This window comes from Corallococcus silvisoli, from assembly GCF_009909145.1.
Taxonomy (GTDB): domain Bacteria; phylum Myxococcota; class Myxococcia; order Myxococcales; family Myxococcaceae; genus Corallococcus; species Corallococcus silvisoli.
The window spans coordinates 17479-32341 of the sequence record NZ_JAAAPJ010000021.1 but is presented as its reverse complement, the minus strand read 5'-3'; the positions used below and the strand labels follow the sequence as shown (position 1 = coordinate 32341).

Below are 14863 nucleotides of genomic sequence, written 5' to 3'. Positions count from 1 at the left end.
GGAGCCCCGCTACTGCGTCACCTTCCACGAGAACGGCATCAGCACGGTGACTTCCTGGTCGCGGTGCGCCGGGAAGCGCAGGCTCTGGGCCTGCGTCTCCAGGCAGCGGCCCACCGCCGTGGACGCCAGCGGCCCGCGCGTGCTCGCGCGCACCTTGCCCGAGGACACGATGGTGAGCTGCACCTGCACCTCACCCGCCGAGGACGGCAGGTCCGACTTGTAGCGCTCGAAGCAGCCCGTGATCTTCGAGCGGCCGTTCGACACCACGCGCTGGATGTCGTCGATGCCCAGCGACACGCGCTCCCGTGGCGCTGTCTTCGGCGCCGTCTTGCGGGTGTGCGGCTCCTCGGGGTCCTCCACCGCCGGGACCGCATCCGTCACGGCCGTTGCCACCGCGGGCCCTCCGGGTGAGGGCGGCAGGTCTCCCTGCGCGGCCCCCTGCGGCGGCTCCACGGGGGCCTGCACCTGAGTGCTCGGCGACGCGGTCGCGCCAACTGGTGGAGTCTGGGGGGCCACCGGCGTGGGCAGCGGCTGGACCTGAGGCTGCGGCGTGACGGTCGGCGCGGTCCCCGGTCGCGCGATGACGAACGCCGCGCCCACGAGCATCAGCCCCATGCCGCCCACGAGCCCCACGAGCCAGCGGCGGGACTCGGGCTTCGGCGGAGAGACGCTCTCCACGGCCACGGCCACCAGCGCGGGGGCCGGAGCAGGTGGCACGGGCACGGGAGCCCGCCCTTGGATGGTGAGCGCCTTCACGCCCGTGCTGCTCGGACGGGATGTCCCCTGACCATGGGGGTTGGTGCCCTGGGCGGTGGCGGGCGACGCCTGCGCCGCGGCCTCGGGATCCATCGGGCGCGCGGCTGACAGCGTGGCCAGCGTGGGGATGCGCGTCTTCTCCGTGACGCGCTCCTCGCCGAAGTGGTTGCGCAGGAACGACCCGAGCGCGGGCGCTCCCGCGGCGCCTCCCTCGAAGCCCGCGGCGAAGGCCTCCAGGTCGACCGCGAAGTCCTCCGCGGTCGCGTACCGATCCTGCGGCTTGAAGGCCATGGCCTTGAGGATGATGGCTTCCAGGCCCTCGGGCAGGTCCGCCCGCAGCGCGCGCGGCTTCTCGAACTCGCCGTGCAGCAGCGCGTTGAGCACCGCCAGGTCGTTCTCTCGCGAGAAGGGCCGCACGTGCGTGACGGCCTCGTAGAGGCTGACGCCCAGCGAGAACACGTCCGCGCGGTGGTCGACCTCCTTGCCCTGCGCCTGCTCCGGCGCCATGTAGATGTACTTGCCCTTCACCACGCCGGTGCGCGTCTGCACGAGGCGCGACTCGGCCTTGGCGATGCCGAAGTCCAACACCTTCACCTGGCCCTGGTACGTCACGTACAGGTTGGACGGCGACACGTCCCGGTGCACCACGTGCAGCGGCTGGCCCTGCTCGTTGGTGAAGGTGTGCGCGTAGTGCAGGCCCCGCGCCGCGTCGATGAGCACCCGCATCACCACCGGCAGTGGCACGTACTGGCGGCGGCGGCCCGCGAGCCTCAGCGTCGTTGAGAAGTCCTCGCCCGCGAGGTACTCCATGCAGATGTAATAGCAGCCCTCGGTGAAGCCCAGCTCGTGGATCTGCACGATGTGCGGGTGCGCCAGCTTCGCCGCGAGCCGCGCCTCGTCGCGGAACATCTCCACGAAGTCCGGGATGGCCGACAGCGCCGGCAGCATCCGTTTGAGCACCACGTTGCGCTCGAAGCCGTCCGCGCCCAGCAGCTTGGCGAGGAAGATCTCCGCCATGCCGCCCTCGGCCAGCTTGCGCACGAGGACATACTGTCCGTAGGGCTGGAGCATCGACGCGGCCGAGGCGCCGGCGGGATCCGGAATGGGAACTGTGGGCTGTGCCATCGCCTCAAGGCCCTCGCGGTTTCAGGGTGCGCACCGTGAGTACGTCCGGAGCACCGGGACGCGTCATCTTAAACACCAGCAGGGGGGGCATTCCCATGGGGGCCACCCACGTATCGAAGCGGTGCTTGCCGTCCAGGGGCACGGCCCGTCCGTTGATGGACAGGCGAGCATCCACCGGCGCCACGCCCGAGGCCCGCACCTTCTCCGTCGCGGCCCCTCCCTGGCGCGGGCTGTCCACCACCAGCCCCACCACCGAGTTGTCGTAGACGAGCTCCAGCTTGTTCATCCGTCCCCCCTTGAGGGCCGCCCCCGCTTGCGACAGCGGCGTGACGGACCACAGGTAGCTGCCCTCGCCCAGCGCCCCCGCCTCCAGCGCCGCGCGCGTCTCCGCCACCGTGCGCTGCGCCACGGGCGTCGTCAGCGAGCCCGCCTTGTACACCGCCACGCGATAGGTACTGGCCTGCGGTTCCGAGCCATAGGTGAACGTCACCGCGGGAGGCTTGTCCTGGTAGAAGATGGTCGTCTTCTCCGGGCCCTCGGGCACCACGTTGCGCACCCGCGCCAGCGCGCTCGTGGGTGACTCGGGGGCGAAGTGGACGCTGCCCGCGGCCACCTGCGAGCCGTCCTCCTTGCGCACCCGCCAGTACAACGTGCCTCGCGCCAGCGCCGACACGTTGACGGACGAGCGGTGCACCCGGCCCCACAGCACCCGGCGGGTGAAGGCCGCGTCCTGCGCCGCCTCCACCACGGTGTCGCCCTCGCCTTCCCACGTGAGCGCCACTTCCGCGAGGCCCCGGTGGAACACCTCCGTGCCGTTGCCCGGCCCCACCGCCACCGCCGCATCCTCCAGCGGAGCCACCTTCGCGTTGCCGTCACTGCCCACGGTGGCGCGCTCTCCCGCGCGCAGCGCCTGCCGCGTGTCGCCCCGGCGGAGCGTCACGTCGCCCGCTTGCGCCGTCACCTGCATGCCAGCGCCGGTGCGGCGGATCTCCAGCTTCGCCGCGCCGCCGCCCTCCAGCGTGAGCTCCGGCAGCACCACGCGGCTCGTGCGCCCCGCCGCGAGCTGCACCGCGAGCAGCCCCTGCAGCAGGTTGACGCGGGCTTCGTCCGTGGCGCCCTCCTGACCCGCGCCCTCCAGCACCGCCTCCGCGCCCGGGGACAACGTCAGCAGGGAGCCGCTGTCCTTGAGCGACAGCACGGCCTCGCCTCCCTTCGTGCGCACGCCGTCGCCGGAGGCCAACACCTCGCCCTCGCGGCGCACCTTGCGCCAGCGGCCCGTGCTCTTCGCCTTCACCTCCGCGTCGCCGGAGGTCGCACGCACCGTCACCGCGATGGGCGCGAGTTCCACGATGCGCGGGGCCGCGGGCACCACCTGCGCGCGCTCGCGGGTCAGGTCCACCGCGTCGCCTTCCGCCGCGCGCAGCGTGCGCCCGTCCTTGGAGACCAGCTCGATGGCGCCCAGCTTCACCTCCACCCGCGCGGAGTCCTCCGCCACCGCAACCTTCACCTCGGACGGCTCCGGCCCCACGCGCGTGAGGCCGAAGGGCGTGAGGATGTTCAACGTCACCTTGGAGCCCGCGACGCTCCCTCCGCCCGCCGGCACGCGCGACAGCACGATGCCGCGCTCCACCTTCATCACCACGCCCGTCGAATCCGAGCCCAGCGCGAACCGGCCCTCGCGGCTCACCTCCACCGTGCGTCCCCCCGGGAAGCGCACCACCGCGGAGCCCTGGTCGCCCGTCTCCACCGCGTCCCCCGCGAGCAGCGGCCCCTCCACCGCCGGCACCACCTTGCCCGCGCGCTCCAACCGCACGTCTCCGGACAGCCCCTCCAAGCGCGCGAGCGGGACGACGGCCCCCGCGTCCACCTCCACCACGGGAGGCGGCTTCGGCGCCTCCTCGCGTTCACACCCCGAACAGCCGGAGAGGAGGACGAGCAGCGACAACGCCAGGACGCGGACAGGACTCACTGAAACCTCGGCGACGGACGGACATCGCGGCGGAACCCTCGCGCGACTCACCGGCCCCTCGGGAACAAATCAACGTTGAGAATGGCCTGCTCGCCGTCGCGAACCGTGACCATCTTGGTCTGCGTCACGTGCCTGGGCGCGGAGAGGGTGATGCGGTACGTGCCGCCACGGACGCGCGCCGTGAAGCCGCCGCCCTTGTCCGTGCGCGTGCGCACCTTGGCCTGAGGGATGGTCACGGTCGCCACCAACGGCTGGCCGCTCCGGGCGCTGCGCACCTGGCCCACCAGCGTGGCCAGCTCGCCCTTGTGCTCCTGCGACAACACCACCACCAGCTCCGACGCCTGCCCCGCCACCACCACCGCGGCCTCCTCCGCCGCGCGGAAGCCCGGCGCCGACACCGCGATGACCACCGGCCCTGGCGCGAGCCCATCCAGCAGCACCACGCCCACCATGTCCGTGCGCAGTTGGATGGAGCCCGACACCACGCGCACATCCGGGAGCGGCGTGCCGCCCTTGCCCTGCACCACCTTCACCTTGAGCGAGCCCGTGGGCGGCGCCTTCTTGCGCAGGCGCAGTTGGAGGGTCGCGCTCGGCCCTTCGCCGCTGACGCTGGCGACCCCTGTCGCATCCTCGTAGCCCTCCACGCTGGCCTGGGCGGACTGCTCACCTTCGGGGAGCAGCGCCCGCAGCTGGCCTTGCGCGTCCGACACCAACTCCTCGCTCGTGCCCGGTGTCTTCATGGAGGGAACGCGCACGCGAGCCCCCGGAATCGGGGTGCCCGTCTCCGCGTCCACGATGTTCAGCACGACGAAGCCCTGGCGAGGGCCCTCGATGACCCGAGACGTCCGGGCGTCATCCCGCCACGCCACCTCCAGCGCCAGCCCCATCCTGCGCAGCCGCTGCTCGGAGCGCAGGCCGCTGCCCTCAAGCTCCATCGTGTCGTGGGCCTGCTGCACCTCCAGCATCAGGGTCCCCGTCCAACGCTCACGGCGCACCACCGGATGCAGCAGCGCCGCCCCGACGACATACCCGGACGACGACGCCTTCATCCCGCCCGCCGCGTGCGCGGAGAGCGTCAGCGGCAGCTCCCCGCGCGCCTCCAGTTGGAAGCCCGCAGGAAGCTCCACCAGCACCCGGCCCGCGACGAGCGCCGCGTGCCGCACGCCCCGCTGCAACACCGGCGCGGCGGTGAACCCACCGAACAGCGGCAGCTGCGCGAAGCCATACCCCGCGCCCAGCTCCAACCGCACCGGCCCCAGGCTCAGGCGCCCGCGCGGCCCCAGCGAACCGCGCGCCAGACTTCCGCCCGTCACGCGCGACGTCGCGTCCTTCAGCTCGAACGCCTCGCGCTGCAGATCCAACCCTCCGCCCAGGTACGTCCCCATCCAGCCCGTCAGCGTCAGCGCCGCGTCGTTCGGTGTCAGACCGTCGTAGGTGAGCCCGGGCCCTACATCCACCTGCTCACCCTGCCGGAACGAGAGGCCGTAGCGCAGGCGCAGCGAGGCGCGCTCGGGCTCGGGGGGCTCCGCGCGAGCGTCCCGGGTGGAAGCGAGCGCCAGGACGAGGAGCAGGAGGCGCGGGAGGATGTCGGAGAGGGGGCTCGGGCGGCGCAAGGCCCGGCGGAGTATAGAGAAGAGGGGCAGGTGTCCCAACCCGCGATGCCGTCATTCCTTCAAGAAGCGGCGCGGATCACGGCTGGCTTCTTGCTGGAGTGGAACTGCTTTGCTAAGCATGGCGACGGTCGGTAGCGCCTCGTCTAACCTCCGGGATTCACTCCAGAAACATCGGAGCGCCGCCGTGCGCGGGGCGAGCGAACGCTGAGGAGCGCATACGCCCATGGGCACGCAACTGGTGATGTACGAAGAGGAGTTCACCAAGATCAACGCCGTTTGCGACCGGCTCACCAAGGACGCGAACGCGAAGGTGGTCTTCCTCGTCGACAAGAACGGCCAGCTCATCTCCTCGGCCGGCCAGACGCAGAACATCGACACCACGTCGCTCGCGTCGCTGACGGCGGGCAACGTGGCCGCCATGGGCGGACTGGCGAAGCTCATCGGGGAGAATGAGTTCCCCAACCAGTTCCATGAAGGGGCGAAGGACAGCCTCTACATGACCATCGTGGGCAGCCGGGTGGTGCTGGTCGTCATCTTCGACAACCGCACGAGCCTGGGTCTGGTGCGCCTGCGCATCAAGAAGGCCAGCGACGAGCTGACGAAGATCTTCGAAAGCCTCGTGAAGAAGACCGACAGCCCCGGAGCCGGTTCGCCGTTCGCCGAGATCTCCGACGACGATATCGACAACCTCTTCAGCGAGTAACCCGGGAAGCCATGTCCTTCATCAATTACTCATCCCGCGAAATCAACTGCAAGATTGTCTATTACGGGCCGGGACTCTGCGGGAAGACGACCAACCTTCAGTACATCTACAACAAGACCGCGGCGGACACGAAGGGCAAGCTCATCTCCCTCTCCACGGAGACGGACCGCACGCTCTTCTTCGACTTCCTGCCGCTGTCGCTGGGTGAGATCCGCGGCTTCAAGACGCGCTTCCACCTCTACACGGTGCCCGGCCAGGTGTTCTACGACGCCAGCCGCAAGCTCATCCTCAAGGGCGTGGACGGCGTGGTGTTCGTCGCCGACAGCCAGATCGAGCGCATGGAGGCCAACATGGAATCGTTGGAGAACCTGCGCATCAACCTGGCCGAGCAGGGCTACGACCTGAACAAGATTCCGTACGTCGTGCAGTACAACAAGCGCGACCTGCCCAACGCGGTGACCGTGGAGGAGATGCGCAAGGCGCTCAATCCGCGGAACATCCCGGAGTACCAGGCCGTGGCGCCCACGGGCGTGGGCGTGTTCGACACGCTCAAGGCCGTGGCGAAGCTGGTCCTCACCGAGCTGCGCAAGGGCGGTTGAGCCCCGCCTGCTTCCCTGCCCGGCGGGCTGCCCCCCACCGGGCAGCCCCCGGCGAACGATGGTATGACCTCGTGCCGTCGGGCAGAGCCGCCTTCCGAGGTCGTACCGTGCGCGTCGCATCCGCCACCCTCCGTCTCCTCGCGCTCTTGAGCGCTGGCCTTCCCGGGCCGGTGTTCGCGCAAGGGACGTCCCCCGCCCCCACGGCGACGCCGCGCGCCACCGCCGCGCCAGCCACGCCCCCCGCAGCGCCAGCCGCGCCCGCCACCGGAGAGCAGACGGCGGACGAGGCCTTCAGCACGCGGGTGAAGACCCTGGAGGAGCAGGTCGTCGACCTGAAGGAGAAGATCTACCGCTCCAAGGCGCGCCTGCTGCTGCTCCAGGAGACGGTGATGGGCGGCGAGCTGTCCACCGGCGCGCGCGCGGTGCTGGTGCACAAGAACGAGATGGGCAACGCGTTCCAGCTGGAGTCCGTGGTGTACGCGCTGGACGGCGCGCCCATCTTCACCCAGGTGGACACGCAGGGAGACCTGAACCGGCACCAGTCGCTGGAGGTCTTCAACGGCCGCATCGTGCCGGGCCAGCACCAGCTCGCGGTGCGGCTGGTGTACCGGGGCAGCGGCTACGGCGTGTTCAGCTACCTGGAGGGCTACAAGTTCAAGGTGCAATCCAGTTACACCTTCAACGCGGAGTCCGGAAAGGTCACCACGGTGAACGTGGTGGGCGTGGAGAAGGGCGGCCTCACCACCGACCTGAAGGACCGGCCCGCGGTGCGCTACGACATCGAAGTGGCCAAGGACACGCGGACGCCCAAGCCGCCCGGCACCGCGGCGGAGGGGACTCCGGACGCGGCGGCCGTGCCCGCCTCCACCTCCAGCGAGCCGAAGTAGGGAGCGGGCGCCGTGACCGCGATGCTGCACGCCCTGGCCCTCGCGCTGACCCTCGGGGCCGCGCCCGCGCCGGCACCTCCGGCCCCCTCCCCTTCTCCTTCCCCGGCCGCCCTGCCGCCCATGCCGGCCTCGCTGAGCACGCGCGCTTCGGCGGTGGAGGCCGTGGAGGCGCAGCTGCGCGCGGCGGAGCAGTCCCTGCGCTTCGTGGAGACGCAGTTCACCGAACGCCCGGAGCCGAGCAGCGCCGACTCGCAGCTCAAGCGCTTCTCCGAAGGCGAGCTGTACTCGCTGCTGGGGGACTGGACCGCCGCGTCCGTCCTCTTCTACGACCTGGTGAGCGACCCGGAGTTCAAGGCGAGCCCCCGCTACCCGGAGGCGGTCTTCTATCTGGCGGACGCGCTCTACCAGCAGAAGAACGACATTGGCGCGCGGGTGTACCTGCGCGACGTGTTGTCGCTGCCCCTGTCTCCCCAGCGCTACAAGGAGGCCGTCAGCCGCTACCTCGCGGTCGCGGGGCGGCTCCAGCAGTTCGACGGCATCGACGCGTACGTGGAGCAGGCGCGGCGGCTGTCGGGCGGCGTGCTGGCCCCGGACATCGCCTACGTGCACGCGCGCGGCACGTTCAAGCGCGCGGACCTGTCGCCCGAGGAGCACCAGGAGCGCTCGCGCGCGCTGTTCGCCCCGCTGGCGCAGACGCCCGGCGCCTTCCGGGTGCAGGCCGTCTACCACCTGGGCGTGCTGAGCGTGCAGAGCGGGGACTACCCGGCCGCCATCGCGCAGTTCCAGCGCATCGTCGGCACCGGGCCGGACGCGGTGGTGTCCACGGGCCTTGCGGAAGCGGAGGCCCAGCGCTTCCGGGAGCTCGCGTACCTCTCGCTGGGCCGCCTGATGTACGAGACCGGCCGCTACGACGAGGCGCTGGACCACTACGGTCGCGTACCTCGCGAGAGCGAGCGCTTCCCGGAGACGCTGCTGGAAGTCGCCTGGACGTACGTGCGCAAGCAGGACTTCACGCAGGCGAAGAACGCCACGGACATCCTGCTGCTCGTGGCGCCGCGTTCGCAGCTCGCGCCCGAGGGACGCATCCTCCAGGGCCACCTGCTCCAGAAGCTGCGCCAGTACGACGAGGCGCTGGAGACCTACGACGGAGTGGCGCGCATGTTCACGCCCGCGCGCGACAAGGTGGACGCGCTCCTGCGTGTGAACCACGACCCCGTCGCGTACTTCGACAACCTGCTGGCGCGCAACGAGCGCTCCCTGGACGTGAGCACGCTCCTGCCCCCGCTGGCGCTCCAGTACGCGTCCACCCAGAAGGAGGTCGCCGACGCGGTGCGGATGGTGGGCGACCTGGACAGCGGACGTCAGGGCGCGGGCGAGGCGAAGGCCATCGCGGAGCGCATCCTGGAGGCGCTGGACGCGCGCGGGCTGGAGGCGTTCCCGGAGCTGCAGGAGGGCTACACCCGCGCGGAGGCCGTGGACACCGCGCTCACCGTGGTGGAGCAGGCCCTGGTGCAGGCGGAGGCGGCGCTGGTCGAAGAGAAGCTGACGCCCGCTGAGCGCGAGAAGCTGCTCGTGGCGCAGGGCGCGCGCGAGGCCCAGCGGCTGCGGTTCGCGTCGCTGCCCACCACCGGCAAGGAGCTGGACGCACGCCGCCAGCGCATGCAGGCGAAGGTGGACGCGGTGGACCGCGAGGCCTTCCGCGTGGGGTACGAACTGCAGAGCCTGCACGCCAACGCCGCCGCCATCCGCAAGTGGGTGGAGGACACGCGCGACGAGCGGCAGGCGGACCCCGCCGAGGAGCGCGAGTTCCTGGTGCAGCTCCAGGCGGAGATCGCCACCCTGCGCGACCTCCAGGCGGAGCTGGACCGCACCCGCGCGCGGCTCGCGAGCGAGCGCCAGTCCACGGACACGTCGCTGGAGGGCGAGGCCGCCATCCGCTCCCGCTACGCCGCCACGCTCCAGCAGGAGCACGCGGTGCTGCGCGCGGGGGAAGGCCGGCTGTCCGGTGAGGACACCCGCGTGCTGTTGCGCATGCACGCGGTGCGCTCGCGCACGGAGGCGCTGCGGGGCCGGGTGGCGGTGGCCCGGGTGGCGCTGCACTCCCGGTTGCAGCACCGCGTGAAGTCCATCCGCGACAAGGTGCGCGCGGAGCAGGCGCTGCTCCAGGGCTACGAGCAGGATGTGGCCGTCGCGACCGGGGATGCGCGAAACCTGGTGGGCCGCATCGCCTACGACAGCTTCCGGCGCGTGCGACAGCAGTTCTACGAGCTGGTGCTCAAGGCCGACACCGGCACGGTGGACGTGGCCTTCAGCCGCACGCAGGACAACGCGGCGAACATCCAGAAGGTCGCCAAGGAGAAGAGCGACGCCCTGCGCGCGCTGGAGTCCGAGTTCAAGGACGTCCTGTCGTCGGAAGGGGGGGACTGAAGGCCATGCGCCGCCCCGTCCTCGCCCTCCTCCTGGCCCTCGCGCCAGTGGCCGCCTCGCACGCCGCGAAGCCCCCCGCTTCGGCCCCGCAGACCTCTAAGCCCCAGGCCTCCGACAAGACCGCCCAGCCAGCAGCGAAACCCCGGACGCCGGACAAGGCTCCGCCCACCTCCCGCTACCTGGATGGCCTGGGCCACACGCCCGAGCAGGAGAAGCTGCTGCGCGACGTGAGCCGCGCGCTGGAGGCGTACGAGGCGGAGTCGCGCGACTTCCACCGCGAGGTGAAGCAGCTGGTGGAGCGGCGCTACACGCAGCGGCGCGCGGCCATCTCCAACGCCTACGAGAAGACGCTCACCGCGCTGGAGTCGCAGGAGCGCACGCAGCGGCTGGACGCCATCGCCCGCTTCGAGGACTTCCTGCGCCGCTACCCGGACGAGCCTCGCGCCACGCCGGACGTGATGTTCCGGCTGGCGGAGCTGTACTACGAGCGCTCGGCGGACGAGCACCAGCTGGCGCGCAAGGACTACGCGGAGCGCGTGCGCACGCTTTCCGACGAGGCGATGGCGGACCTGCCTCCGGAACCGGAGGTGGACTTCACGCCGTCCATCGGCCTGTACCGCGCGCTCCTCTCGCGCTTCCCGGACTACCGTCTCAACGACGGCTCGATGTACCTGCTGGCCTACTGCCTCAACGAGCAGCACAAGGACGAGGAGAGCCTCGCCACCTACCAGCAGCTCACCACGCGCTATCCGAACAGCCGCTTCACCACGGACGCGTGGACGCGCATCGGCGAGTACTGGTTCGAGGACGAGACCGACCCGGAGGCGCTGCGCAAGGCCGCCGACGCGTACACCGCCGCCACGCGCGACACGGAGCACCGCTTCTACGACAAGGCCCGCTACAAGCTCGCCTGGACGTACTACCGGATGGACTGGTTCGAGGAGTCCGTGGACAGCTTCCTGCTGCTCCTGGACCACTACCAGTCGCACCAGCAGTCCAGCAGCGCGGCGGACGAAGGCGACCTGCGCTCGGAGGCGCTCCAGTACATCGCGCTGTCGCTCGCCGACGACACCTGGGGCGGCGTGGCCCGGGCCCGGGAGCTCTTCGCCAGGCGGGGCGGCCGCCCCTACGAGAACGAAGTCTACCGGCGGCTGGGCAACGTCTACTTCGACCAGCTCCGCAACGCGGAGGCCATCGCCGCGTACCAGCAGGTGCTGACCCTCACCCCGCTGGCGCCGGACGCGCCGCGCCTCCAGCAGCGCATCGTGCAGGCCTATGAGCGCGACCGGCGCATGGACCTGTACGCGCTCGAGTCCGAGAAGCTGGCCAACAGCTACCTGCCCGGCGGCGCCTGGTACGAGAAGAACAAGGACGATCCGAACGCGCTGTCCCACGCGCAGACGCTCGCCGAGCAGAGCCTGTACTCCGCCGCCACCTACCAACATCAGCAGGCGCAGGCGTTCCAGAAGGAAGGCAAGGCCGAGCAGGCCCGGGCCACCTACACCTCCGCGGCCCACGCGTACGGCACGTACCTGGAGCGCTTCCCGCGCAGCAAGACCGCGTACGCGCTGCGCTTCTTCCACGCCGAGTGCCTCTTCAACTCGGACGCGTACGACGCGGCGGCGAAGGAATACGAGGCCGTGCGCGACTCCAACCAGGACAACACCTACCGCGACGTGTCCGCGCACAACGCGGTGCTCGCGTGGAAGGAACAGCTCGACCTGGACGTGAAGGCGGGACGCGTGCCGGCGCGCAAGCCGCTGCGCGCCAGCGAACGCCCCAAGGACCGCCCGCCCGCGCCCGTGGCCCTGGCGGAGACGGAGGCGCGGCTGGTGAAGGCCTCCGACAGCTACGTGGCGCTCCTGCCAAAGGCGGAGGCCGCGCCGGGTGTCGCCTACCAGGCCGCGGAGCTGTTCTACACGCACGACGACTTCGCCCAGGCCCGGCCCCGCTTCGAGCGCGTGGTGCGGGCCTATCCGCGCAACGCGGTGGCCGGCTACGCCACCAACCTCATCATCGAGTCCTTCCTCATCGACCAGGACTGGAAGAGCGTGGAGGAGGTCAGCGCGCGGCTCGCGAGCAACGCGCAGGTGGTGGACCCCGCGAGCGAGCAGTACCGCGACCTGATGAAGTTCAAGCTCGCCGGGCGCTTCAACCTGGCGGATCAGCTGGCGGCGCAGAAGCGCTATGATGAGGCGGCGAAGAAGTACCTCCAGTTGGTGGAGGAGGCGCCCCGCCACGAGTTCGCCGACAAGGCGCTCAACAACGCGGCCGTGGCGTATGAGGAGCTGCGCCGGTTCGACTCCGCGATGAAGCTGTACGAGCGCGTGTACCGCGACTACCCGAAGTCCCCGTGGGCGCACACCGCGCTGTTCCGGGTGGCCGTCAACGCGCAGAAGTCCTACGACTTCGACAAGGCCGTCACGAGCTACCAGAAGCTGGTGAAGGACTACCCGGCGGCGGAGGAGCGCGAGGCGGCGCTCTACAACGCGGCGGCGCTGCTCGAAGGCCAGCAGCGCTACGCGGAGGCCGCGGCCGCCTTCCAGCGCTGCGTGGAGCTGTACCCCCACGGCAAGAACGCGCCGGAGAACCAGTACCGCGCGGCCCGCATCCTGGAGAAGCAGGGCGACACGAAGGGCGAAATCAAGGCGCTGGAGGCGTTCGTCCGCAAGTTCGCGAGCAAGGCGGACCAGGTGGAGCTGGTGGTGGACGCGAAGCGGCGCATGGGCGACGCGTGGAAGAAGCGCGGCAACGCGAAGGAGGCCCAGCGCGCGTACGCCGCCGCGGCCGACGACTTCGACCGCCGCCGCCTGAAGCCAGACCTCCAGCTTCGCGCCGCCGAGGCCGCCGCCTACAGCCGCTTCCAGCTGGCGGAGGCGGAGTTCCAGCGCTTCGACGCGCTGAAGATCACCGGCTCCGGCAAGGCCCTGGAGAAGAGCTTCAACAAGAAGACGGACGCGGTGAAGACCGTGAACGACGCGTACGCGAAGGTGCTGCCGTACAAGCAACTGGAGTGGTCGCTGGCCGCGTTCTACCGGCGCGGCTACGCGCTGGAGCGCTTCGCCAGCACGCTCCTGGAGGTCCCCGTCCCGCCGGAGGTGAAGCGCCTGGGGGATGACGCCGTGCTGGCCTACCAGGACATGCTCACCCAGCGCACCGTGGCGCTGGAGGACCGCGCGGTGGAGATCTACGCCGCCGCGCTCAAGGAGGCCCGCACCCAGCGCGTCTCCAACGAGTGGACCCACCGCACGCTGGAGGCCCTCAACCGCTTCCGCCCCAAGGAGTACCCCGTCCTCAAGGAAGCCAAGGGCGCCATCGCGGTGGACGCCGTGTACCCGGACGGCCTGCTGGGCAGCCTCGCCAGCCCCACGCGCGCCAGCTCCGACGCGGGCCCCCGGCTGACGGAAGGGAGCACGCCATGAACGCCGGCGGCAGGTTCGCGCTCACCGGACTCATGTGCTGGCTGCTGTCCGCCTGCGCCTCCGGCCCCGCGACGCGCGAGGCCCCGAAGCTCGCCGGCCCCGAGGCCGCGCCCCCCACCGCCGTGAGCACGTCTCCCAAGCCGGACGCCGCCGCGAACAAGGCGCCGGTCGCGAAGTCCCTCTCCGGGCCGGAGCGGGACTTCACGCGCGCGGTGGAGGTCGCCCGGAGCGGCGAGCTGAGCCTCGCGGAGGTGGCGCTCAAGGCGCTCCTGGAGCGGTCTCCCAAGCTCGCTCCCGCGTGGACGAACCTGGGCATCGTGCAGGAGCGCCAGGGCCGCGTCGCCGACGCGGAGCGCTCCTACCGGCAGGCCCTGTCGCTGGAGCCAGACCAGGAGGCGGCGTGGGACTGCCTCGTGCGGCTCTCGGCGCGCACGGGCCGCGCGGCGCCGCTGGAGGCGGAGCTGCGCCAGGCGCTGACGAAGCAGGACTCGGTGGCACGGCGCACGGCGCTCGCGCTCACCTTGCTATTGCAGAAGAAGCACCCGGCCGCCGTCGCGGAGGCCCGCCGCGCGCTCCAGGGTGACGAACAACACGTGCCCGCCATGCAGGTGCTCGCGCAGGTGTACGCCCGCGAGGGCAAGTACGAGCTGGCCTCCATGGTGCTGGGCAACGCGCTCGCCATCCACGCGGAGGACGCGTCCACGCTCAACGCCCTGGGGCTCGTGCACCTGGGCCTCAAGGAGCGGCCCCAGGCCCTGGAGCGCTTCCGTCAGGCCATCGCGCTCCGGCCGGACTTCGCCGAGGCGCGCAACAACCTGGGCGCCCTGCTCAACGAGGGAGAGGACTACGCCGGCGCCCGCGTGGAGCTGGAGGCCTCGGTGAAGGCCGCGCCGGACTTCGCCTCCGCGCACCTCAACCTGGGCAACGCGTACCGCGGGGAAGGCGACTTCGCCCGCGCCCTGGCGGAGTACGAGCGCGTGCTCCAGCTCCAGCCCGACGCGAAGGACCCGTACTTCAACCTGGCCCTGCTCCACCTGGACCTGGAGCCCGCCGGCATGGACGCGCTGGAGCGCCTCCAGAAGGCCGTGGCCTTCCTGGGCCAGTACCAGGCGAAGGGCGGCACCGACGAGCGCACGGCCCAGTACCTCAAGGACGCGCAGAAGGGCATCGACCGGGAGACCCGCCGCCGCGAACGCGAGCGCAAGGAGGGACTGCGCAAGGCCGCCGAAACCGCCGCGAAGCCCCCCGCCGGACCGGCGAAGTCCCCCGAGGCAACACCGACCCCCGCACCGTCCCCAGGGCCCCCTGCCACGCGGCCGGGCGCCTCGGGTAAGGTCCCCTCCGACGTCCGGTAGACGCCTT

9 protein-coding genes are annotated in these 14863 nt (G+C 71.1%); 6 read left to right on the top strand and 3 right to left on the bottom strand.

Annotated features, from left to right (window positions below; translation table 11 throughout):
* Window positions 1–9 precede the first annotated feature (9 nt).
* The 3 genes from GTY96_RS32155 to GTY96_RS32145 are packed head-to-tail and all read right to left on the bottom strand — an operon-like array spanning window position 10 to window position 5502.
* Window positions 10–1881 carry a protein kinase domain-containing protein gene (locus GTY96_RS32155; RefSeq protein ID WP_161666715.1) on the bottom strand — a complete coding sequence of 624 codons (1872 nt, stop codon included), beginning with the start codon at window positions 1879–1881 and terminating at the stop codon, window positions 10–12.
* Window positions 1882–1885: 4 nt separating this feature from the next.
* Window positions 1886–3850, bottom strand: a complete 1965-nt coding sequence (locus GTY96_RS32150; protein ID WP_161666714.1) for a FecR domain-containing protein — start codon at window positions 3848–3850, stop codon at window positions 1886–1888.
* Between the two features lie 47 nt (window positions 3851–3897).
* The gene (locus tag GTY96_RS32145) at window positions 3898–5502 is read right to left on the bottom strand and encodes a carboxypeptidase regulatory-like domain-containing protein (RefSeq protein ID WP_235686026.1); all 1605 of its coding nucleotides are present in this window, start codon (window positions 5500–5502) and stop codon (window positions 3898–3900) included.
* 184 nt (window positions 5503–5686) lie between these two features.
* Here GTY96_RS32145 and mglB point away from each other — a divergent pair, with 184 nt between their 5' ends.
* The 6 genes from mglB to GTY96_RS32115 all read left to right on the top strand — a co-directional run bounded on the left by mglB (window position 5687) and on the right by GTY96_RS32115 (window position 14856).
* Window positions 5687–6166: a gliding-motility regulator GTPase-activating protein MglB gene (gene mglB, locus GTY96_RS32140; RefSeq protein WP_002637270.1), complete on the top strand. Its 480-nt coding sequence runs from the start codon at window positions 5687–5689 to the stop codon at window positions 6164–6166.
* A gap of 11 nt (window positions 6167–6177) precedes the next feature.
* A complete protein-coding gene (gene mglA, locus GTY96_RS32135; protein ID WP_014394794.1) occupies window positions 6178–6765 on the top strand; it encodes a gliding-motility regulator Ras-like GTPase MglA in 588 nt (195 codons plus the stop codon).
* 107 nt (window positions 6766–6872) lie between these two features.
* Window positions 6873–7652, top strand: coding sequence for a dihydrolipoamide acetyltransferase (locus tag GTY96_RS32130; RefSeq protein WP_161666713.1), 780 nt, complete (start codon window positions 6873–6875; stop codon window positions 7650–7652).
* A gap of 21 nt (window positions 7653–7673) precedes the next feature.
* Window positions 7674–10079 carry a tetratricopeptide repeat protein gene (locus GTY96_RS32125; protein WP_201756612.1) on the top strand — a complete coding sequence of 802 codons (2406 nt, stop codon included), beginning with the start codon at window positions 7674–7676 and terminating at the stop codon, window positions 10077–10079.
* A gap of 5 nt (window positions 10080–10084) precedes the next feature.
* Entirely contained in the window at window positions 10085–13501 is a 3417-nt protein-coding gene (locus tag GTY96_RS32120) for a tetratricopeptide repeat protein (RefSeq protein ID WP_161666711.1), read from the top strand.
* Window positions 13498–14856 (top strand): tetratricopeptide repeat protein, encoded by a 1359-nt coding sequence (locus GTY96_RS32115; protein ID WP_143899030.1) that lies wholly within the window; start codon window positions 13498–13500, stop codon window positions 14854–14856. Before GTY96_RS32120 ends, GTY96_RS32115 begins: the two co-directional genes overlap by 4 nt.
* Window positions 14857–14863 lie beyond the last annotated feature (7 nt).